Below are 22,512 nucleotides of genomic sequence, written 5' to 3'. Positions count from 1 at the left end.
TCGGAAATTGGCGGATAAATTAAAGCGCTATGCTGCGAAGCGCAATTGAATTGGGACCTTCGTCATTCCGGGGCGATGCGTCAGCATCGAACCCGGAATCACAAGATTCCGGGTTCGCGCTATCGCGCGCCCCGGAATGACAGTGCTAGGTCTCCAGCTTCTCGTTCGACACGATCTCGATGCCGAAACCTGACAATCCCTTGTAGTCATGCACCGACGAAGTCAGGTGCCGGATCGAGGTGACGCCGAGATCACGCAGGATCTGTGCGCCGACGCCGACCTCGCGCCACTGCCTGTGGCGATCGGCCTCCGCCGTCTTCTGCTCGCCAACCGGCTCGACCGGAACACCGGCGGCACCATCGCGCAGATATACCAGCACGCCGCGGCCGGCATCCTTGAAATGCCGCAGCACGGCTTCCATTCGCGCCGGCCCGGTGAACAGGTCTTTCACGATGTTCGGCTTGTGCAGCCGCGTCAGCACGTCCCGGCCGTCGCCGATGCCGTTATAGACGAAGGCGGCATGCATGATCTCGTCGAACGGCGAGCGATAGGCGTAGCCCTGCAGCGGGCCGATCGGGCTTTCGGTGGTGAAGGTCGCGACCCGTTCGATCAGCTTCTCGCGCGCCTGGCGATAGGCGATCATGTCCGCGATCGTGACATGCTTGAGCTTGTGGGCGGCGGCGAATTTGGCGACCTGCTCGCCCTTCATCACGGTTCCATCGTCGTTCATCAGCTCGCTGATGACGCCTACCGGCGGCAGGCCGGAGAGCCGGCACAGATCGACCGCCGCCTCGGTGTGGCCGGAGCGCAGCAGCACGCCGCCGTCGCGCGCGATCAGCGGGAAGATGTGGCCGGGACGCGCGAAATCATTGGCGCCGGCATTGGGATTGGCGAGCGCGCGGCAGCAGGAGGCGCGTTCCTCGGCCGAGATGCCGGTGCCACCATCGGGCTTGTAGTCGATCGAGACCGTGAAGGCGGTGGTGTGGTTGGACTCGTTGTGCGCCACCATCGGGTCGAGCCGCAGCCGGCGGGCATCCTCGGTGGTGATCGGCGCGCAGACGATGCCGGAGGTGTGGCGGATGATGAAAGCCATCTTCTCCGCCGTACAGAACGACGCCGCGACGATCAAATCGCCCTCGCCTTCCCGGTCGTCATCGTCGGTGACGACGACGAGTTCACCCTTCGCAAAGGCTTGCAGCACTTCCTGGATCGTATCGGCCATTGTCCTAACATCTCGCTATATGCAGGCAGTGGATTAGCCGGGTTCCGATGTCAGCGCCAGTATCATTATGCAACCCGCCATGCATCCGGCAGGGATACCAGGAGGGGAGATTTCACCTCTCCCAAAGGGAGAGGTCGGATCGCATCGCTCGATGCGATCCGGGTGAGGGGTTCAGCCCTCTCGTGGGACTCGAGCCCCTCACCCGCTGCGCAAATCGACCTCTCCCCGATGGGGAGAGGTGATGGACAGCCTTGAGACCGGCGTTACGGCAGCACCTCGCGCCGGTCGCTGAGCTGGGCGTCCAGTTCGGCGCGCTTGTCGTCGAGCAGACCGGCGTCGGCCGCCTCGATCACGGAATAGAGCTCGCCGGCGTCGCTGAGCCGGGTCACCGTCACGTAGTCGGCGCCGGCGCTGTAGAGGTCGTCGACGCCGGTCAACAGGTCCGCGGTGGCAACGATCCGCGCGGTCGGATTGAGGGCGCGGACGTGGCGCACCAGCTTCTCATTGTCGGCGCCGACCAAGAGGAAATCCGGCACGCTCAGGATGATGATCTCGGCCTTGCCGATGCCGGCATGAACCAGGGTGTCGACATTGCTGATGTCGCCATAGATCACATGCATGCCGCGGTCGGACAGCGTGCGGAACACCAGCGGGTTGAAATCGATGACGCTGATCTGCTCGAGCAGCGACTGGTTCTGCCGCTCGATCTGGCTGATCAGCGCGCTCGCCGCGCGGAAAAAGCCGAGGATGACGATGCGCCGGATCTCGCCATGTCCGCCCTCGTGCCCGGCCTCGCCGCGGCCCTGGCCTTCCTGATCGAGGTCGCGCAGCCCGATCCGCTTAAACGGCCCGATCAGGCCGCGCACGATCTGGTCGCTGCGCCCCATCGCGAAGGTCGAGAGCACCGCCAGCACGACGAAGGCGAACGAGGCCGCACTCGCGGTTTCGGTTCCGATGTGGTTGGCGGCGACGCCGGTCTGGATCACGACCAGCGAGAACTCGGAGATCTGCGCCAGGTTGATCGCCGGCAGCAGGCTGGCGCGCAGGCCCTGCTTCATCAGATAGAGCGGCGTGAACGTCGTGATCAGGCGGCTCGCCACCGTGAAGGCCGCGATGACGAGCGCAAGCCAGATCACCGAGAGGCCCGGAATCGGGATCGTCATGCCGAGCGCGACAAAGAACAGCGTGATGAAGAAATCCCGCAGCGTCGTGACCTTGGCGGTGACGTCGAGCGCATAGGGAAAGGTCGAGATCGAGACGCCGGCGACCAGCGAGCCCATCTCGCGCGACAGATGCAGCCGCTCGGCGATCTCGCCGATCAGGAAGCACCAGGCGAGCGCGCCGAGCAGCACGAGCTCGGGCCGCCGCGCGATCTGGTGGAACAGCCGCGGCAGCACGTAGCGGCTCAGCACCAGCGCGGTCGCGACCAGCACCGCGACGCGGGCAATCGACAACAGCACGACGCTGATCTGCAGATTGTCGAGGCTCGGCTGCACCGCCAGGAACAGGATCGCGAAGATGTCCTGCAGCACCAACACGCCGAGCGTGATGCGGCCCGGCAGCGTATCCAGCTCGCGCTTCTCGTAGAGCACCTTGACGATGATCACGGTCGACGACAGCGAGCAGGCGACGCAGAGATAGATCGCGTCGAACTTGCCGCCGCCGACCGCAAGCCCGATAGCGGCAAAGAACGCCACGCCGATCAGGCAGCCGCCGATCAGCTCGCCGGCTCCCGCGAACAGGATGACCTTGCCGGCACGGATGATCTTCTTGAGGTCGATTTCCAGCCCGATCATGAACAGCATGAAGATCAGGCCGAGCTCGGAGATGACGCTGATCGATTCCTGGGACTTGACCCAGCCCATGCCGAATGGACCAATGAAAAAGCCGGCGATAAGGTAGGCCAGTATCAGCGGTTGCCGGGAGAAGTGGGCGAGCAGCCCAATCCCCCAGGCAAACAGGATACAGAGCGTGATATCGGGAATCAGTTCATGCATGCGTCAAAGACTTCCTGTTGCCGCAACCTAGAGGGCCGGGCGTGAGGATCAACCGAGCAATGTGTCACATCCGCGCAGGCGGCATTTTTCTCGCAGTTTTGCTCTGCCTGCTCACCGTGCGCATGTCAGAGGCGCTAGCACAATCCTCGGCAAGTATTGAACAAAATTTCGCGAACTCGTTGACGACGGTGCCATCGGAGGGCCTCACCGCCTCCGGTGCATTCTACGTGCCGGTGTATTCCAGCGTGTCGATGAGCCAGGGCAAGCTCAGGGCCGATTTTTCGGTGACGCTCAGCGTGCACAACGCCTCCGAGACGAAGCCGCTGGTGCTGAAGCGGATCGCCTATTTCGACACATCAGGCAAGATGGTGGAGAGCTACCTTAAATCGCCGGTCGCGCTAAAACCGTTTGCGACCGTCGAGGTCGCGATCGCCACGACCGATACCCGCGGCGGCACCGGCGCGAATTTCGTGGTCGATTGGGCGGCCGCCGGCGAGATCGCGGAACCGGCGGTCGAGGCCTTGATGGTCGGCAGTGTCGGCGCAGGGCACTACGCCTTCATCAGCCAGGGCCGGCCGATCCGGCCGGTCGGCAAGAACTAACCTCATGGAAGGCCGCTTGCCGCGGCCTTCTCAACGATAACAACACGGAGCGAAACGTCCATGTCCACCTCAGCCCAGTTCGACTTTACACCGCTACTCGCGGCCGGCCTGCCTGCCCCGGCCGCACGCTGGACCGGGCTCGCCAAATACAGCTTCGTCGGCGGCAACAACGATCCCGACCAGGTCCCGGTCGACGGGCTGCTGGAGGCGGTCAACGCCGTGTTGAAGCGCGAGGGCAGGAATCTGGCGACCTACAATCTCGCGCACGGGCCGCAGGGCTATCTGCCGCTGCGCCAGTTCCTGACCGAGAAGCTGAAGCGCGACGCCGGGATTGCCTGCACGCCGGACGAAATCATGATCGTCTCCGGCTCGCTGCAGGCGCTCGATCTTGTCAATCACACCTTGCTCGCCAAGGGCGATACCGTGCTGATCGAGCAGGAAACCTATCAGGGCTCACTGAACCGGCTGACACGGCTCGGCGTCAATGCGGTCGGCATTCCCCTCGATGGCGAGGGCATCAGGATCGATGCGCTGGCTGCGGCACTCGCCGATCACAAGCGGCGCGGCATCACGCCGAAATACATCTACACCATCCCGACAGTGCAGAACCCGACCGGCTCGATCCTTCCCGAGAGCCGCCGCGCCGAGATGCTGAAGCTGTCAAGGGAATACGGCGTGCCGATCTTCGAGGACGATTGCTATGCCGATTTGATCTGGAACGGCGAACGGCCGCCCGCGATCTATGCGATGAGCAAGCATGGCGGCGTGATCCATATCGGCTCGTTCTCCAAATCGATCGCGCCTGCGCTACGGGTCGGCTTCATCGTCGCGCCCTGGGGGATCATGTCGCGAATGCTGCCGCTGAAGACCGACGCCGGCTCCGGCGCACTGGAGCAGATGGTGCTCGCGGAATATTGCGCACCGCATTTTTCGACCCATGTGCCGCACCTGACCAAGGGCCTGCGCGCCAAGCTCGATACGCTGATGGAGGCGTTGAACGAGCAGTTCGGCACCGCGGCCGAATTCGAGGCGCCCAAGGGCGGCATCTTCCTCTGGGTCAAGCTGCCCGACAATGTCGACACGCTGAAGCTCTATCAGGCGGCGCTTGCCGCCGGCGTCTCGATCAATCCGGGACCGGAATGGTCGACCAGCAAGGCCCATTCCGGCAGCCGGCTCCGCCTCTGCTTCGCCAGCCCCTCGCACGAGCAGATCCGCGAGGGCGTTGCCGCGCTGGCCGAGGTGTGCCGCAAGGAGTTCGGCGTGCCGGCGCGCAGCAGCAATGTGGAGAAGCGCGGCTAGATCATGATGACTTTGCGCTGAAGTGAGTTGCGGACTCCGATTCACCTCGCCCCTGCGGGGAGAGGTCGGAACGCATCGTCAGATGCGTTCCGGGTGAGGGGGAGCCTCCGCAACCTCAGCTATCACCGGATATGCGGAGGCAGCCCCTCACCCCAACGCTCTCCCCGTAAGAACGGGGCGAGGGAGCGCAGCGCGCTTGCGGTCGCCATTCGATCTGATCTCATCATGCTCTACGGATCTGCGCGCCTACCTCACCGAGAACGGCGCCTGATAGGGCCGGCCGAACGGCACGCCGTTGACCACGGTCTGCACCGGCTTTAGCAGCAGATTGCCGTCGCGCTTGTTGTTGCGGGTATCGACGAAGGAGACCGGGCCTTCGACGAGATCCATGATCGCGACGTCGCCGGGCGCGCCACGCTGCAGGGTGCCGACCTTCGGGGTCCGGTTGATGATCCGCGCCGGCGCCGAGGTCGCCATCGCCACCACCTGATCCAGCGACGAGCCCATCGCCAGGAACTTGCTCATCACGTTCGGCAGGAACGGAATGCCGGGCGAGTTGCCCGAGAAGACGTGGATGTCGGAGGAGATCGTATCGGGCGCGCAGCCGGCGGGGATCGCGACTTCGGCCACCGTGAAATCGAAGCTGCCGCCGCCATGGCCGACGTCGAACAGCACGCCGCGCTGCTTGGCCGCGAGCGCCGCCGGCAACAGCTTGCCCTCCTGGACGATATTGGTGAAAGCGCCGGACATGTTCGGCGCGCCGGAATAGGCGTGGGTCAGGATATCGCCCGGCCGCAGCAGATCGAGGATGTCGGACATCAGCTCCTTGGTCTCGACGCCGCCGATATGTACCATCATCCGCGCCGGCCAGCCGCACATCTCGCAGGCCTGGATGCCGCGCTTCAGCGGCTCGAGGCCGTGCTTGAAGATGACGTTTTCCGACATCCGCACCTTGACCCCGATCAGGAAGTCGGGGTTCTCGGCCAGCGCCATCGCGCAGGCTTCGACCTGGGCGTTGTCGATGTTGTAGAGCTCGGCCACCGGGAATGCCGACAGGCCGTTGTTGGCGATGTGGACGAAGGCGTAGATCCGCGCCCGCGATTGCGCGACGATGAAGCGCCGCAGCGCCGCGAGGTTGTTGACGCCGGCGTCGCCCGCCGAGACCACCGTCGTGGTGCCCTGGAATTGCACCAGCTCGTCGGCGGGAATGCCGATCGCCGATGCGTACGGGTAGACGTGGCAGTGCAGATCGACCAGACCCGGCATCACGAGCTTGCCCGACGCGTCAATGGTCCTGGCGGCGCGAGCAGCCGGGATATCGTCTTCGATCGCCTCGATGATGCCCCAGCGGATGCCGATGTCGCGCTTGCCGCGCAGCGACTGGCTGGGATCGATGACATCGCCGTTCTTGATCACGAGGTCGAACTTGTCGTCCGGCCCCATCGCCGCAGCGGCCGGCCTCGCGATGGCTGCGGCAGCGGCCGATCCCGTCACTTTCAAAAAATCCCGGCGTGAAAATTCGCTCATGGCAACGTCCCCCCGAACATTGATTTTTATGGCGCGATGATGCGTCGGACGCAGCGGTTAGGCAAGGCCGGGAACGCCGCCCGCGCACCAACACGCGACGGCAGCAGCGTTCGAGGGCAGTTGCTGAACAAGCGTTCAGAAAACTCCTCTGATTCCTGCGGAACGTTTCAATCTCCGTACGGTTTTCTCTTCGCTTATTTGAGGAGGATGAGATGAAAAAGATTGGCTTTGTTCTCGCGGCGGTTGGTGCGCTTGCGGTGGCCGTTCCGTCGATCGCGAGCGCCGAGACGGTCGTGATCAGACATGGCGGTCATCATCACTGGGACCGCGGCTGGGGCGCACGCGCCGAAATGCGCCATGACCGTGGCTGGCATCGCGGTTGGCATCATGGCTGGCATCACGGCCATGACCGGACGGTGATCATCAAGCGTCATCACTACTAAGGACCGACACAACGGAAAATGGCTCCTCACGGAGCCATTTTCTTTTCTGCTTCCTCAGGGCCAGCGGCCTCAATCCCACGCCGGCGCAAACCCCGGATTGACGCAGCGCATGTCCTTGGGCAGCGCCGCAATCGCCTTGCGGTCCGCGTCGTCGAGCTTGACCTTCAGTGCGTCGAGATTGGCCTTTTGGCTTTCGGCGCGCGAGGCTTTCGGAATAGCCGCCACTCCATCCTGATCGAGCAGCCATTTCAGCGCCACCTGCGCCGCGGTCGCATCATGCTTGCTGCCGATTTTCGCCAGCGTCTCGTCGGTGGCGAAGCGGCCCTGGGCGAGCGGACAATAGGCCACCAGCGGGATCGATTTCGCGGCGAGATATTTGCGCACCGGCGTCTGGTCCAGCATCGCGTGATATTCGATCTGGTTGCAGGCGATCGGCGCCTTGATGTCCTCGACCACGGTCTTGAGCAGCGCGGTGGTGAAATTGGCGACGCCGATCGCGCGGGTGCGGCCTTCCTCCCTCAGCTTCATCAGCGTCTCGAAGACGGCAGGCAGCTTCATACTCCGCGACGGCCAGTGCACCAGATAGAGATCGACGTGATCGAGCCGCAGCTTCTTCAGGCTGGCGTCGAACGCTGTCCGGATCGCATCCGGCGCCAGGTTCTCGTGCCAGACCTTGGTGGTCACGTGCAGGTCCCTGCGCGCGACATTCGAGGCAGCGATCGCCGCCCCGATCGCCTCTTCATTGCCGTACATCTCGGCGGTGTCGATATGCCGATAGCCGAGCCCAAGCGCGCTCTCGACCGCCGCGCGGCAGGTATCGCCCTGCATGCGGAAGGTGCCGAGCCCGAGCTGCGGCAGGCTGATGCCCTGTGTCTGCAGATTTTCCATGGATAGCTCCTGACGCGTGGGACGCCGATGCCATCGACGACGTCACGCCAGCAAATCGTTTCGTGGGAATGAAATTGGCAGGACTGCCGACACGCAGTCTGCCCGCAAACCGGGCCCTCGGGCAAGACGCCGGCAATCAAGATGTCGCGACGGATCAGAGACGGCGCTAGATGTGCTGCGCCATGATCTGGCCGGGCCGCGCGTCCGGCCGCGGCTCGATATCGACCGACCAGAGGTCGTGGTTGTCGACGTCCTTCAGCGTCACCGTCATCACGCCGGTCTTGCCGTCGATGTCGACGCGGCCGAAGAATTGCAGCCCGAAGCACGGCGCGAGATTGTCGCCCTGCTCGGCCGAGCAGCCCTTCTGGTACATCGCCTTCGGGCCAAAGGTGTTGTCGAGCTCGCCCGGCGACCAGGTGCCGGCATGCAGCGGACCGGAGACGAACTCCCAGAACGGCTCGAACTCCTGGAACACCGCGCGGTTCGGATCATAGTGATGCGCGGCGGTGTAGTGCATGTCGGCGGTGAGCCACACCGTGTTGCGGACCCCGGCGCGCTTCATGAAGGACAACAGATCGGCGATCTCGTGCTCGCGCCGCGCGGGCGGCCCGTCGCCGAGCGCGACCGCATCGAGGCTGACGAGGCCGATCGGCAGATCCGCCGCGATCACCTTCCAGACAGCATCCGACGCCACCAGCTCCCGCTTCAGCCAGGCGAGCTGGCTCTGGCCGAGGATGCAGGCGTGGTCCGGATCGCCCTGCTTGTTCCAGCTGGAATCGCGATAGGAGCGCATGTCGATGATGAAGACGTCGAGCAGCGGCCCGTAGGGAATCTTGCGGTAGACGCGGCCATCGCGCTCCGGCATCAGCCGCATGGGCATGAATTCGTGGAAGGCGCGGCGTGCCCGTGCCACAGGCGCGAGCTGCCGTCCGCCTCATAGCCGGTCGCATCGGTGGTGCCGAGTGGCGACCAGTCGTCGGCCACCTCGTGGTCGTCCCACTGCGCGAACATCGGCACCTCGGCGTGGAAGGCGCGGAAACTCTCGTTGAGCCAGTTGTATTTGTAGTTGCCGCGAAACTGATCGAGGCTCTGCGCGACGACGGATTTCTCCTCGGTGACGATGTTGCGCCAGATCTCACCGTTTGGGAGTTTCTGCTCCGACGGCACCGTGCAATCGGCGTAGATGTGATCGCCGGAATGGATGAAGAAGTCCGGACGCTCGTCCAGCATGGTGCGGTAGCTGCGCAAGCCGCCGCGCGCGGGGTCGATGCCCCAGCCCTGCCCGACGACGTCGCCGGACCAGACGAACGAGACGGGACGCCGGTCGGCCGGCGCGGTTCGGAAATGGCCGACCCGGCTTTCGCCTGATGTGCCCTCGCGGTCCTCGAAGCGCACGCGATAGAACAGGTCCTGGCCCGGCGGCAGGCCGTCGAGCAGCAGCTTGGCGGTGAAGTCGCGCTCGGGCAGCGCATCGGCGGACACGGTGCGCAGGATGCTGGCGAAGCTTTCGACCGCGGCGCATTCGATGTGCATCCGCGCGGCGCGATCGGCGCGCGCCCAGATGACAGCGGAATCGCTTGCCACGTCGCCGGACTGGATGCCCGCAATCGCGGGCCGATCCGCGGCGCGGCTCAGATACGGTCTTGCCAGCGCGCCGAATCCCGCCAGCGCCGCGGTCGACGCCGAGCGCACCAGAAGCTGGCGCCGGGTGAGGCCTCGCCGCCTCGCGGAGTTCGCTGTCGGCATCGAATAACCTTCGTCGAATCGCAACGAAGGTTTTGCCTGCGCTCCTTGACTCCGGCCTTACGGTTTCTTGACTCTCCGCCGACGGTTTTGCGACGGCGGGATGACTCGGGGGCGGCTGCTGGGACGGCGGCCCCGGATATCGAGCGCTCAAGCACCAAACCCGTCATCCTGAGGAGGTCGCGAAGCGGCCGTCTCGAAGGATGAACGGCCCGTCCGTGGCCGATCCATCCTTCGAGGCTCGCTTCGCTCGCACCTCAGGATGACGGGTCAAGGATTGACGCACTTCGAGAAAGCAGAGGCGCGAGAGCGCCGCCTCACCGATGCCAGTTGCAGATGCCGCCGGTGCGGCACGGCCAGGTCTGGATCCGTGTGTCACGGGCCTCCGCATCGAGCGGGTTCGAGTGGCGGCGCGCGAGCTTGGCACGGGCGGGCACGCGCGCTTCCGCGCGCTTCTTCTCGTGCGGCGCGGTCACCCTGGTGGTCCGCACGGCTTTCTTCGGCGCGACTTTCGGCTCCTCGACCTGCGGCTCGACATTCGCATGCTGATCGGGGCCATGGTCGGTCTTCGCCTCGACCGGAACGGGCTCGAACTGCGCCGGCGGGCCAAGCGGCTTCGGCGACAACACTGCGCGTGAAAGATCGAGACTGAAAAACTCGCTGGGGCGATACTCGTCAGCCAACGCCACGCCGCCCAAAGCCAGGCACGCGGTACAAACGGTTGCAACAAAAGCGTTTTTCAGGACCATCAAACGGCCTCCTGAAATCACTCGAACAGACAGCCATCATGTAGGGGCTCGGACGTACGAATCCAGCCACCGCTTGCAGGCAGGGTTGCCGGTCAACCAGGGCGGCTGTGGAAAGTTCCCCGGCCTTACTCCGCCGCCTGCGCCAGCGGCTGGCTGATCGCGCGCTCCAGCCGAGCGCATTCGGTGCGGTAGCGGGCGACGTTGCCCTCCTTGATGTGGCCATAACCACGCACGAGCTCCGCAGCCTTCGCCAGCGCCACGAGGCGCGGCAAGTCGAGCGGCTTCTTGCCGTCGAGGTGACGCAGGATCATCGCCGAATACTCGACCGGCAATGCGCGCTCCATCTTGCGCTCGGCGGTATAGCCGAAGATGTCGAAGGCGGTGCCGCGCAGGCCCTTCAGCCTTGCGAGCATGCCGAACGCCGAGAAGATCCACGGACCGAATTCACGCTTCTGCAGCCGCCCGGTGACGGGATCGCGCTGGGCCAGCAGCGGCGGCGCCAGCAAGACCTTCAAGCCGGAATTGCCTTGGAATTGTTCCCTCAAGGCCTTGCTGAACTCGCCGTCGGAATAGAGCCGCGCGACTTCGTATTCATCCTTGTAGGCCATCAGCTTGAACAGGCCCTTTGCGAAGGCCTCCGTCAGGTCCTGCGAGCCCGGCGCGGCCGCCGCCTCGGCGGTGCGGACGCGCGCTACATCGTCGAGATAGCGCCTGGCGTAGGCCGCGTCCTGATAGTCGGTGAGGAATTTGGCGCGGAACGCGATCGCCTCATCAAGCGTCTTCTTGGCCGGCGCGGCGCCGGCGCTCTTGAAGCGTGCGGCGCTGACCACGCGTTGCAGATCATGCGCGGCGAGCCGGCCCCACGAGAACGCGGTCTTGTTCATCTCGATGGCGGCGCCGTTGAGCTCGATCGCCTTCAGGATCGCTTCCAGCGACAGCGGGATCGCGCCGCGCTGAAAGGCAAAGCCGAGCATGAAGGCGTTGGTGGCGATGCTGTCGCCCATCAGCGCGGTGGCAAGCCCGGTGGCGTCGAGGATATCGAGGTCGCCAGGCGTCACCGCGCCGTTTAGCGCATCGCGCATCGAGCTGGCTTCGAAGTCGATATCGGGATCGATCACGAAGCTCGCGGTCGGCAAGAGATCGGCGTTGACCACGGCGCGGGTGACGCCGCGCTCGGCGCGGCTCAGCGCCGGCACGCTGGTGGCGACGACGAGGTCGCAGCCGAGGATCAGGTTGGCATTGCCCGGTGCGATGCGCACCGTGGTCAGCATGTCGGAGGCGGGCGCGAGCCGGACATGGCTCATCACGGCGCCGTTCTTCTGCGACAGGCCGGTGAAGTCGAGCGTCGAACAGGCGAGCCCCTCGACATGCGCGGCCATGCCGAGCAGCGCGCCGATGGTGATCACACCGGTGCCGCCGATGCCGGTGATCAGGATGTTGTAGGGATTGCTCAACGCGGCCACAGGCGGCGTCGGCAAGTCGGCGAACAACGCCTTGGGTTCGGCGGCAGCGCGGTCCGCCTTGCGCAGCTTGGGGTCCTGCACCATCACAAAGCTCGGGCAAAAGCCCTCGATGCAGGAGAAATCCTTGTTGCAGTTCGACTGGTCGATGCGGCGCTTGCGGCCGAGTTCGGTCTCCAGCGGCTGCACCGAGACGCAGTTCGACGCCACCGAGCAGTCGCCGCAACCCTCGCAGACGCGCTCATTGATGAAGACGCGCTTGGCCGGATCGGGGAACAGCCCGCGCTTGCGGCGACGGCGCTTCTCGGCGGCGCAGGTCTGGTCGTAGATCAGGACGGTGAGGCCCTCGATCTCGCGCAGGATGCGCTGCACGGCATCGAGCTCGCGGCGATGATGAATGGTAGCGCCGGCCGGGAAATAATTGGCGGGATATTTGTCTGGATCGTCGGAGACGATCGCGAGCCGCTTGGTGCCCTCCGCCCAGACCTGGTGTGCGATCTGCGACACCGTAAAGCCGCCCTCGGCCGGCTGGCCGCCGGTCATCGCAACCGCATCGTTGTAGAGGATCTTGTAGGTGATGTTGACGCCGGCCGCGGCCGCTGCGCGCAGCGCCAGCAAGCCGGAATGGGTGTAGGTGCCGTCGCCGAGGTTCTGGAACACATGCTGTTCGCTGGTGAACGGCGCCTGCCCGATCCAGCTCACGCCCTCCGCGCCCATATGCGAGATGGTCTGGGTGTTGCGGTTCGGCACCGACAGCGCCATGCCGTGGCAGCCGATGCCAGCCATGGCGCGGCTGCCCTCGGGGATCTTGGTCGACGAGTTGTGTGGGCAGCCCGAGCAGAAATACGGCGTGCGCTGCAGCTTCGCGGTGCCCGTGCCCTCGGCGGGGCGATCGAACGCCTCGAGTTTTGCCAAACGCTGCTCCAGCAGCGGGCTGCGGCGACCGAGCCGGCGCAGCCGCGCCACCACGGCGGCGGCGACCATGGTCGGCGTCAGCTCGCCCTCGCTCGGCAGCAAGGGAGCGCCGCTCTCGTCGCGCTTGCCGACCACCGAGGGACGCTTGGAGGCGTCCATGTTGTAGAGGATGCGGACCAGCTGGTCCTCGATGAAGCCGCGCTTCTCCTCGACGACCAGCACATCCTGCAGGCCCTCGGCGAAGGCGCGCGCGCCGCGCGCTTCGAGCGGCCAGGTCAGCGCCACCTTGTAGATGCGCAGCCCGAGCGCCTGCGCATCGGCATCGGTGATGCCGAGATCGGCGAGCGCCTGGCGCAGATCGAGATAGGCCTTGCCGGTCGCCATGATGCCGAGCCGCGCCGGCTTCGAATCCAGCACGATGCGATCGAAGCGGTTGACGCGGGCGAAGGCCGCGACCGCCTCCATCTTGGGCCCGTGCAACCTGCGCTCGGCTTCGAGCGGCGGATCCGGCCAGCGGATCGAGAGCCCGTCCGGCGGCATCTCGAAATCGTCGGGCATGATGATCTTGATGCGATCGGGATCGCTGACGATCGAGGCCGAGCTTTCCACCGTCTCGGAGATCGCCTTGAAGCCGACCCAGCAGCCGGAATAGCGCGACAGCGCGAAGCCGAGGATGCCGAGGTCGAGATAATCCTGCAGCGTCGCCGGATTGACCACCGGCATCAGCGCCGAGGCGAACACCTGCTCGCTCTGATGCGCCAGGGTGGAGGATTGGCAGCCATGGTCGTCGCCGGCCAGCGCGATCACGCCGCCGTTCGGCGAGGTGCCGGCGGAATTGGCGTGCTTGAGCGCATCGAGCGAGCGGTCGACGCCTGGGCCCTTGCCGTACCAGATGCCGAACACGCCATCGACCTTGGCGCCGGGGAACATGCCGACCTGCTGGCTGCCCCACACCGCGGTCGCCGCCAGATCCTCGTTGAGGCCGGGGACGAAGGCGATGTCATGTTCCCTTAGGAAGGACTTCGCCCGCCACAGCGCGTGGTCGTACATGCCGAGCGGCGAGCCGCGGTAACCGGAGATGAAACCGGCGGTGTTCAGCCCGTGCGCGCGGTCGCGTTCGCGCTGCAACATGGGCAATCGGACCAGCGCCTGGGTACCGGAGAGGAAGATTCGTTTCGTGTCCAACCGGTACTTGTCGTCCAGTCCAACTTCCATCAACGCCATCAGTTTCCCCGTCAGTCAGCCACGCCGGTCCGGACCGGTCTGATTATCTTCCGAAATGATCATGCATCAGCATGCACTGATTTTGTTATGCATGAACAGCCCCGTTCCATGGCCGCAGCACATATCTCATGTTGCGCATGCGAGGCCTTGTTGCGCTGCGAGGCCTTGTCGTTCTGCAAGGCCTTGCCGAACCCCGGCATCTTTGAAACGGTGGCGCGCAAAGGGAGACCAAGGATGATTACAGTCGAATCCGCATTCACGACGGAAATCGTGGAGAACGGCAATCTGCTGGTGGGTCCCTGGCGCAGCCCGAAGCAGATGCTGCAGGCCCAGACCTACGACTCCCACGCCTCGATTCACGACGATGCAACGGCGCAGAAGCTCGGCTTTCGCGGCGGCACGATCGAGGGACCGACCCATTTCAGCCAGTTCGCGCCGCTGTGCGAGCGGATCTGGGGCCGCGCCTGGTTCATCACTGGCTGCCTATCCGCGCATTACCGCAACCCGGTGTTCGAAGGCGAAGAGGTGCAGGCCCAGATCGAGAAGCCGAAGCCGGGCCAGACCGTTTGCACGATCGGGATGGTCAAGCGCGACGGCACCGAGATCCTGCGCGGCACCGCCTCGATCGATGGCAACGGCAGCGAGACGGCGCTCAGCCACCGGCTCGGCGAATTGAAGCCGCTGACCGATCCCGTCATCCTCGCCGACATCAAGGTCGGCATGAAGACGCCGCGGCAGGCGATCAAGATGGATTTCGACCAGAACATGGGCGATCTCTATCCATTTTCGCTGGCCGAAAAGCTCAAGGTGATCACCGAGCCTTCGGATTATTATTCGCTGGAGCACAATCCCTGGGGCCGCGCCATCATCCCGATGGAGATGCTGAGCGTGCTGTTCCAGTACCGCGCGCGCGAGGACCGGCTGCCGGTCCGCGGCCCCGCCGTCGGGCTGTTCGCCGACCAGGAGATCCGTCTTCTGCGCGGGCCGCTCTTCCCCGGCGAGACCTATTGGGTCGAGCGCGAGGTCGTGGCGCTTTCCGGCAGCAAGCGCACCGAGAGCATGTGGGTGCGCTCGACCGTGTTCGATGCCGACAACGCGGTGGTCGCAACGATGCTGCTCAACGGCGCCAGCATGAAGGACTCCTACGCCAACTACGAAAGCGAGCACAAAGCCCTCTCCGGCTGAAACAACAGCCGCCTCTTCCGCAAGCCGCCGAAACAAGGACAACAACAATGGCCCGCCTGCCCTATCTCGAAGCCGATCAGGTCGCCCCCGAATATCGTGACATGCTCAAGCGCAACACCAATCTGCACAAGCTGCTGGTGAACTCGCCGGACATGGCGCGCGCCTTCAACGGCGTCGGCGGCTATATCCGCTTCAAGAGCAAGCTCGATCCGCGCTTACGCGAACTCGCGATCCTGCAGGTCGGCTGGCTCGAGCAGTCGGAATACGAATTCACCCACCATGTGAAGATCGGCAAGGAGTTTGGCGTCACCGACGAGGATATCCAGGGCCTGATCGCGGAGACCAGTGGCAAGCCGTCGAAGCTCGAGCCGCTGGCGAAAGCGATCCTCAAGGGCGCTCGCGAGATGGTCCACGAGCTCGCGATGTCGGATGCGACCTTCGCCGAGATCAAGCAACATCTCTCCGACGAGCACATGACTGACCTCGTGCTGACGATCGCGTTCTACTGCGCCGTGGTGCGGGTGCTCGCCACCATGCAGATCGACAACGAACCTTACTACAAGGAGGTACTGCAGCAGTACCCGCTACAGGGAGTGAAGTGAGATGCGCCTGCAAGATCGCGTCGCCATCGTCGTCGGTGCAGGCCAAAGCCCCGGCGAGGGCATCGGCAACGGCCGCGCCACCGCGCTGACCTTCGCGCGCGAAGGCGCCAGGGTGCTGTGCGTCGATTACAATCTGGCTTCGGCGCAGGAGACGGTCGACCTGATCGCGGCCAAGGGCGGGACTTCAGTCGCCTTCAAGGCCGACGTCACCAAAAATGCTGACATCAAGGCGATGGTGGCGGACGCACATGGCCGCTGGGGCAGTGTCGACATCCTGCACAACAATGTCGGCGTCAGCCTCTCCGGCGGCGATGCCGAACTGCTTGATATCACCGAGGAGGCGTTCGACCGCTGCGTGGCGATCAATCTGAAGAGCTGCATCCTCGCCGCCAAGCATGTGATCCCGATCATGCGCGCGCAGCAGCGCGGCTCGATCATCAACATCTCGTCGATGGCCGCGATCACGACCTATCCCTACGTCGCCTACAAGGCGACCAAGTCGGCGATGATCGCCTTCACCGAACAGCTCGCCTACCAGAATGCGCAATATGGCATTCGCGCAAACGTGATCCTGCCGGGATTGATGAACACGCCGATGGCGGTGGACACCCGCGCCCGCGAATTCAAGAAGAGCCGCGCCGAGGTCGAGGCCGAGCGCGACAGCAAGGTGCCGCTGCGTCACAAGATGGGCACCGGCTGGGACGTCGCCAATGCCGCGCTGTTTCTCGCCTCCGATGAAGCAAACTTCGTGACCGGCGTCACGTTGCCGGTCGATGGCGGCGCAAGTGTGCGGCGCGGTTAATCGAGACGATTAACCTGTGTGACAATTTGGGATTAATCACTGTGACGAAATCACGCGTTATTGCGCCGCAATGATTCGAAAAAATTGAAGTATTCCAATGACACGGCGATGTGACGACGCGTCCACATAAATCGAAATCCTGACTCGTTGTGGTCGCACGAAATTCATCTGCGCTCTGTATCTCGCACGCCAAGAACTTCTGGAGTGCCTGGACCGATGAGCGAAGAATTCGAACTCAGACCCGATCAGTGGGATGCGCTGAAAGCGTTGCGGGCTCCCGCAGCAAACCCTTCACGGCTGAACAGGTTCGCCGTCGAGAGCCTGATCACGCTCGGCTATGTCGCCGTGCGCGGCGATTCATTTGAGCTGACGCCCGCAGGCCGCAAGGTGCTGGTCCGCGGTTCATCACAATTGCTGCTCGATATCGCAGCCTGATTCCGTTCGAAGCTGACACGAACGAGAGCTTCAGTTTTGATTGAATCAAAGCTGAAGCTCTCGTTTTTTTGTCTTGCCGCGTTTTCTTCACGCGAACCGGTATCCACTTCGCTCGAAAACGCTCTGCACACGCGGCATCATGTCGCGTGTGCTTTTCCAGGGATGGTCGTCTCGCCGTGCTGCGTCAGCGGCTTCATCCCGGTGAGGCTGCGCAGCAGCACGTAGAACACCGGCGTCAGGAACAGGCCGAACACCGTGACGCCGATCATGCCGGAGAACACCGCAACGCCCATCGCGCGCCGCATCTCCGAGCCCGCGCCGGTCGACAGCACCAGCGGCAGCACGCCCATGATGAAGGCCATCGACGTCATCAGGATCGGTCGCAGCCTTAAGCGACTCGCCTCGATCGCGGCACGGATCGGTGACCGCCCGGCGAATTCGAGCTCGCGCGCGAATTCGACGATCAGGATGGCGTTCTTGGCCGACAATCCGACCAGCACGATCAGGCCGATCTGGGTGAAGACGTTGTTGTCGCCCTTCGACAGCCAGACCCCGAACATCGCGGCCAATAGCCCCATCGGCACGATCATGATGATCGAGAGCGGCAGCGCCAGGCTTTCATAGAGCGCGGCGAGCACCAGGAACACCAAGAGGATCGCCAACGGAAACACCCAGATTCCGGAGTTGCCGGCGATGAACTCCTGATAGGTCAGGTCGGTCCATTCGAAGGCAAAGCCGGGCGGCAGCACTTCGGCCGCGATCCGCGTCGCCGCCTCCTGGGCCTGGCCGGAGGAATAGCCCGGCGCGGCAGCCGCGTTGATATCCGACGACAGGAAGCCGTTGTAGCGGATCGCGCGTTCCGGCCCCGCGCTCTGGCGGACCTTCAGCAAGGCCGACAGCGGCACCATGTCGCCCGACGACGAGCGCACCTTCAGCTGCCTGATGTCGTCGGCACGCGCGCGGAACGGCGCGTCGGCCTGCACATAGACCGAATAGGTGCGGCCGAATTTGTTGAAGTCGTTCACATAGTAGGAGCCGAGATAGATCTGCAGCGTGTTGAAGACCTCCGTGACGGGCACGCCGAGCTGGAGTGCCTTGGTGCGGTCGATATCGGCGAACAACTGCGGCACGTTGACCTGGAAGCTCGAGAACACGCCGGCAATTTCCGGCGCCTTCTGCATCGCCGCCATGAACGCCTTGGTCGCGTCGTTCAGTGCTTCATAGCCGAGGCCGGCACGGTCCTCGATCTGCAGCTTGAAGCCGCCGATGGTGCCGAGGCCGTTGACCGGCGGCGGCGGGAACATGGCGATGAAGGCGTCCTGGATGCCGGCATATTTCTTGTTGAGCGCCGCCGCGATCGCCGGACCGCTGAGCGAGGGATCCTTGCGCTCGTCGAACGGCTTCAAGGTCGAGAACACGATGCCGGCGTTGGAGGAGTTGGTGAAGCCGGAGATCGACAGGCCGGGGAACGCCACCGAGCTTTCGACGCCGGGCTGGGTCAGCGCGATGTCGCTCATCTTGCGGATCACTTCCTCGGTGCGGTCGAGCGTCGCGCCATCGGGCAGCCGCGCAAAGCCGACCAGATACTGCTTGTCCTGGCCCGGCACGAAGCCGCTCGGCACCTGCTTGAACAGCACGCCGGTCAGGCCGATCAGCAGCACATAGAGGCCGATCACCACGGCCTTGCCGTAGATCACCTTGGTGACGGTGCGGCCGTAGTTCTCGGAGGACTTGGTGAAGACCTTGTTGAAGCCGCGGAAGAACCAGCCGAGCGACCTTTCCATGATCCGGGTCAGCCAGTCCTTCGGCTCGTGATGTCCCTTCAGCAGCAGAGCCGACAGCGCCGGCGACAGCGTCAACGAATTGATCGCTGATATCACGGTCGAGATCGCAATCGTCAGCGCGAACTGCTTGTAGAACTGTCCGGTGAGGCCGGAGATGAAGGCGAGCGGCACGAACACCGCGATCAGGACCAGCGCGATCGCGATGATCGGGCCGGACACTTCGCGCATCGCCTGGTTGGTGGCATCGCGCGGCGACAGGCCGGATTCGATGTTGCGCTCGACGTTCTCCACCACGACGATGGCATCGTCGACCACGATGCCGATCGCCAGCACCAGGCCGAACAGGCTGAGCGCGTTGATTGAGAAGCCGAACACATGCATCACCGCGAAGGTGCCGACGATCGACACCGGGACCGCGATCAGCGGAATGATCGAGGCACGCCAGGTCTGCAGGAACAGGATCACCACCAGCACGACAAGCGCGATCGCCTCGAGCAGCGTATGGATGACAGCCTCGATCGACGAACGCACGAATTGCGTCGGATCGTAGACGATCTGGTAGGATACGCCTTCCGGCATGTTCTTCTTGATCTCGGCCATCGTGGCGCGGACATGGTCGGAGATCTCCAGCGCATTCGACCCCGGCGCCTGGAAGATCGGGATCGCGACCGCCTGCTTGTTGTCAAGCAGCGAGCGCAGGCCGTATTCGGAGGCGCCGAGCTCGACCCGCGCGACGTCGCGCAGCCGCACCACCTCGCCAGCCGAACCTGTCTTCACCACGATGTCGCCGAACTGCTCCTCGGTCGAGAGCCGTCCCTCGGCGTTGACGGAGAGCTGGAGGTCAATGCCCTTGACGCTGGGCGAGGAGCCGACCACACCGGCGGCAGCCTCGACGTTCTGGGCCTGGATCGCGCGTACGACGTCGCTCGCGGTCAGCGAATGCTCGGCGGCTTTCTGCGGATCGACCCAGACCCGCATTGAATAGTCGCCGGCGCCATAGAGCTGGACGTCGCCGACGCCGTCGATCCGCGCCAGCCGGTCCTTGACGTTGAGTACCGCGTAGTTGCGCAGATACGTCATATCATAGCGGTTGTTCGGCGACAGCAGATGCACGACCATGGTGAGGTCGGGCGAGCTCTTCTTGGTGATGATGCCGAGCTGGCGCACCACAGCCGGCAGGCGCGGCTCGGCCTGCTGCACGCGATTCTGCACCAGTTGGGTCGCCTTGTCGGGGTCGGTGCCGAGCCGGAACGTCACCGTCAGCGTCATCGCGCCGTCGGTGGTCGCCTGGCTCGACATGTAGAGCATGCCTTCGACGCCGTTGATCTGCTCCTCGATCGGGGTCGCGACCGTCTCGGCGATCACCTTCGGATTGGCGCCGGGATAGGTCGCGCGCACCACGACCGACGGCGGCACCACGTCGGGATATTCCGAGATCGGCATCGCCAGTAGCGAGATCAGCCCGGCCAGGAAGATCAGGATCGAAAGCACGCCGGCGAAGATCGGCCGGTCGATAAAGAATTTTGAGAGATTCATGGCTCCGCCCCCGCGTGCAGCGCCTAGCGCTGCACGACGTGCTGGTTGGTTTCAGTGGATGCCTGCTGCATGCCGCGCGCGCCCATTTCGGCGACTTCCATCTTCAGGAGTGCGCCGGGACGCACGCGCTGCAGGCCGTTGACGACGATGCGGTCGCCGGATTTCAGGCCGGCGGTGACGATCCGCAGGCCATCGACCGAGCCGCCAAGCGTGATGGAACGATAGACGGCGCGGCTGTCGTCGCCGACAAGCATCACGAACTTCTTGTCCTGGTCGGTGCCGACGGCGCGCTCGTCGATCAGCACTAGCGTCTGCTGCTTGGGCTGGCCCATGCGCACACGGGCGAATTGCCCCGGGATCAATCGGCCGTCATCGTTCTTGAACACGGCGCGGACTCGGATGGTGCCGCTCTGCCCGTTGACCTGGTTGTCGATGAGCTGGATGTGCCCCTTGGCGCTGAGGCCGCCCGACGTCACCATGTCGACCGGAATCTGGTCGAGATTGCCGCGCTTGCCGGAGGCATCCGCGATCGAGTTCAGCGCGCGCAGCACCACTTCCTCATCGGCATCGAAGCTCGCATAGATCGGATTGACCGAGACCAGCGAGGTCAGGACCGGTGACGAGGTGCCGGCGGCGACGAGATTGCCGACGGTGACCTCGATCCTGCCGACCCGGCCGTCGACCGGCGCCCGCACCTCGGTGTAGTCGAGATTGAGTTTGGCCGTCTGCAGCGCGGCCTCGGCGGCCTTGACGTTAGCGACTGCCTCGCGGTTGGCGTTGTCGCGCTGGTCGAAATCGCGCTTGGTCACGATGTTGTTGCCAACCAGCTGCGCGCCGCGCTCGACTTCGCTCGTGGTGAACACGACGCGGGCCTTGGCGGCCTCGAGCTGCGCCTGGGCGCGATCGACCTCGGCGGCGTAGGGCGCGGGGTCGATCTTGAACAGGATGTCGCCGGACTTCACCAGCGCGCCCTCGGTGAAGTTGGTCGAAAGGATCGCGCCCGCCACCCGCGGCCGGAGCTGAACCCGGTCGACGGCTTCGAGCCGGCCCGAGAAGTCATCGAACAGCGTGGTCGGCCGCGGCTGGATTACGGCAACGGTGACCGGGACCGCCGGCTCGGGGGCCGCGGCAGTCGCGGTCGCCTGTGCGGCATGGAAATAGTGGCCGGTCGCGATCGAACCGGCCACCGCGAGGGCGCCAAGGATCACGATACCGCCGACGACACGTCGGAAGCGGCCGGAACGGGGATTTTGGATTGACGAGGGCATTCACGCGCTCCAGATATCTGTAGTGTTCGCTACAGATGTGGAGCTGGACGCCGGTTCGCAAGATACTTATGTATCAAGCACTATGAATTTCTTATCTCATTCATGGGGAAATGGGAAGTCGCGGAAAAACATCACGTGCAACAAGAGGATAAGCCAGGGACCATCCGTCATAGAAACGGCACCCGGCTTACGGAGCAACGAAAAATGGGAATGGGACGCCCCCGCGCTTTCGACGCGGACGCCGCTTTGGACCAGGCCATGGATGTGTTCTGGCGCCATGGTTACGAGGGCGCGACGATCGCGCAGCTCACCGAGGCGATGAGCATCAATCCGCCGAGCCTCTACGCCGCCTTTGGCAGCAAGGAGGGTCTGCTGAAGGCCGCGCTCGACCGCTACACCGAGAAGCGCGACGCCTGGATGGAAAAGGTTTTGGGCGCCGCCACCGCCCGAGAGGTGGCCGAACGATTTCTGATGGAGCACGCGGACGCCCAGACCGATCCCGCCAACCCGCCCGGCTGCCTGCTGGTGCAGGGCGGCCTTGCCTGCGGCACCGGCTCGGAGAATGTTCCATTTGAACTGGCAGCGCGCCGCACCCGAACGGAGGACCAATTGCACGAGCGTTTTGTCCGCGCGAAGGCCGAACGCGACCTGGGCGAAAGCGCCGATCCGGCCACCCTTGCCCGCTATCTCTCCGCGGTGACATCAGGCATGTGCGTGATGGCTTCCTCGGGCGCCGACCGCAACGCGCTGCGCAAGATTGCAGCGGTGTCGCTGAAGGCGTTCGATGAGCAGGCGAAGGGTTAAAGCGGTTGAAGGGGTAGAGCGGTTCAC

The 22,512-nt window shown here is 64.4% G+C and carries 16 protein-coding genes and 1 pseudogene; 8 read left to right on the top strand and 9 right to left on the bottom strand.

Annotated features, from left to right (window positions below; genetic code table 11):
* Window positions 1-145: 145 nt before the first annotated feature.
* Together ribB and ACVMB1_RS03660 are read right to left on the bottom strand one after the other, a co-directional pair.
* Entirely contained in the window at window positions 146-1,222 is a 1,077-nt protein-coding gene (gene ribB / locus ACVMB1_RS03665) for a 3,4-dihydroxy-2-butanone-4-phosphate synthase (RefSeq protein ID WP_028334516.1), read from the bottom strand.
* Window positions 1,223-1,485: 263 nt separating this feature from the next.
* Window positions 1,486-3,219, bottom strand: a complete 1,734-nt coding sequence (locus tag ACVMB1_RS03660) for a cation:proton antiporter (protein ID WP_141341782.1) — start codon at window positions 3,217-3,219, stop codon at window positions 1,486-1,488.
* A 59-nt stretch (window positions 3,220-3,278) separates the two neighbouring features.
* On the opposite strand from ACVMB1_RS03660, the gene ACVMB1_RS03655 reads away from it, so the two are divergent.
* Together ACVMB1_RS03655 and ACVMB1_RS03650 are read left to right on the top strand one after the other, a co-directional pair.
* Window positions 3,279-3,821, top strand: coding sequence for a DUF3124 domain-containing protein (locus ACVMB1_RS03655; RefSeq protein WP_375162624.1), 543 nt, complete (start codon window positions 3,279-3,281; stop codon window positions 3,819-3,821).
* A gap of 60 nt (window positions 3,822-3,881) precedes the next feature.
* Complete coding sequence (locus ACVMB1_RS03650; RefSeq protein WP_141341788.1) at window positions 3,882-5,120, top strand: aminotransferase-like domain-containing protein; 1,239 nt, start codon at window positions 3,882-3,884, stop codon at window positions 5,118-5,120.
* A 246-nt stretch (window positions 5,121-5,366) separates the two neighbouring features.
* Here ACVMB1_RS03650 and ACVMB1_RS03645 read toward each other — a convergent pair whose 3' ends face one another.
* Complete coding sequence (locus tag ACVMB1_RS03645; RefSeq protein ID WP_141341791.1) at window positions 5,367-6,647, bottom strand: amidohydrolase family protein; 1,281 nt, start codon at window positions 6,645-6,647, stop codon at window positions 5,367-5,369.
* 212 nt (window positions 6,648-6,859) lie between these two features.
* On the opposite strand from ACVMB1_RS03645, the gene ACVMB1_RS03640 reads away from it, so the two are divergent.
* Window positions 6,860-7,090: a hypothetical protein gene (locus ACVMB1_RS03640; RefSeq protein ID WP_050387960.1), complete on the top strand. Its 231-nt coding sequence runs from the start codon at window positions 6,860-6,862 to the stop codon at window positions 7,088-7,090.
* A 69-nt stretch (window positions 7,091-7,159) separates the two neighbouring features.
* On the opposite strand, the gene ACVMB1_RS03635 is transcribed toward ACVMB1_RS03640, so the two are convergent.
* The 4 genes and pseudogenes from ACVMB1_RS03635 to ACVMB1_RS03620 all read right to left on the bottom strand — a co-directional run bounded on the left by ACVMB1_RS03635 (window position 7,160) and on the right by ACVMB1_RS03620 (window position 14,069).
* On the bottom strand, window positions 7,160-7,978 hold the full coding sequence (locus tag ACVMB1_RS03635) for an aldo/keto reductase (RefSeq protein WP_057015422.1): 819 nt from the start codon (window positions 7,976-7,978) through the stop codon (window positions 7,160-7,162).
* Between the two features lie 166 nt (window positions 7,979-8,144).
* A pseudogene (locus ACVMB1_RS03630) lies at window positions 8,145-9,724 on the bottom strand (alkaline phosphatase D family protein).
* Between the two features lie 314 nt (window positions 9,725-10,038).
* Window positions 10,039-10,470 (bottom strand): hypothetical protein, encoded by a 432-nt coding sequence (locus tag ACVMB1_RS03625; RefSeq protein ID WP_200844543.1) that lies wholly within the window; start codon window positions 10,468-10,470, stop codon window positions 10,039-10,041.
* 125 nt (window positions 10,471-10,595) lie between these two features.
* Window positions 10,596-14,069: an indolepyruvate ferredoxin oxidoreductase family protein gene (locus tag ACVMB1_RS03620; protein ID WP_141341794.1), complete on the bottom strand. Its 3,474-nt coding sequence runs from the start codon at window positions 14,067-14,069 to the stop codon at window positions 10,596-10,598.
* A 234-nt stretch (window positions 14,070-14,303) separates the two neighbouring features.
* Between ACVMB1_RS03620 and ACVMB1_RS03615 the strand changes: the two genes are divergently transcribed.
* From ACVMB1_RS03615 to ACVMB1_RS03600, 4 genes are all read left to right on the top strand, one after another.
* A complete protein-coding gene (locus tag ACVMB1_RS03615) occupies window positions 14,304-15,254 on the top strand; it encodes a hypothetical protein (protein WP_456814083.1) in 951 nt (316 codons plus the stop codon).
* A 47-nt stretch (window positions 15,255-15,301) separates the two neighbouring features.
* Complete coding sequence (locus ACVMB1_RS03610) at window positions 15,302-15,856, top strand: carboxymuconolactone decarboxylase family protein (protein WP_141341800.1); 555 nt, start codon at window positions 15,302-15,304, stop codon at window positions 15,854-15,856.
* A gap of 1 nt (window position 15,857) precedes the next feature.
* Window positions 15,858-16,658, top strand: coding sequence for an SDR family NAD(P)-dependent oxidoreductase (locus ACVMB1_RS03605; RefSeq protein WP_057015428.1), 801 nt, complete (start codon window positions 15,858-15,860; stop codon window positions 16,656-16,658).
* Between the two features lie 216 nt (window positions 16,659-16,874).
* Complete coding sequence (locus ACVMB1_RS03600) at window positions 16,875-17,093, top strand: hypothetical protein (protein ID WP_076828992.1); 219 nt, start codon at window positions 16,875-16,877, stop codon at window positions 17,091-17,093.
* 137 nt (window positions 17,094-17,230) lie between these two features.
* On the opposite strand, the gene ACVMB1_RS03595 is transcribed toward ACVMB1_RS03600, so the two are convergent.
* Window positions 17,231-20,413, bottom strand: coding sequence for an efflux RND transporter permease subunit (locus ACVMB1_RS03595; protein ID WP_456814082.1), 3,183 nt, complete (start codon window positions 20,411-20,413; stop codon window positions 17,231-17,233).
* Between the two features lie 23 nt (window positions 20,414-20,436).
* Window positions 20,437-21,681, bottom strand: a complete 1,245-nt coding sequence (locus ACVMB1_RS03590; protein ID WP_141341806.1) for an efflux RND transporter periplasmic adaptor subunit — start codon at window positions 21,679-21,681, stop codon at window positions 20,437-20,439.
* A gap of 204 nt (window positions 21,682-21,885) precedes the next feature.
* Here ACVMB1_RS03590 and ACVMB1_RS03585 point away from each other — a divergent pair, with 204 nt between their 5' ends.
* Window positions 21,886-22,485, top strand: a complete 600-nt coding sequence (locus ACVMB1_RS03585) for a TetR/AcrR family transcriptional regulator (RefSeq protein ID WP_456814081.1) — start codon at window positions 21,886-21,888, stop codon at window positions 22,483-22,485.
* The last annotated feature ends 27 nt before the right edge of the window (window positions 22,486-22,512 follow it).

The organism is Bradyrhizobium sp. USDA 4504 (genome assembly GCF_054063995.1).
The sequence above is the reverse complement of the archived record's forward strand: the minus strand, read 5'-3'. Positions and strand labels throughout refer to the sequence as shown.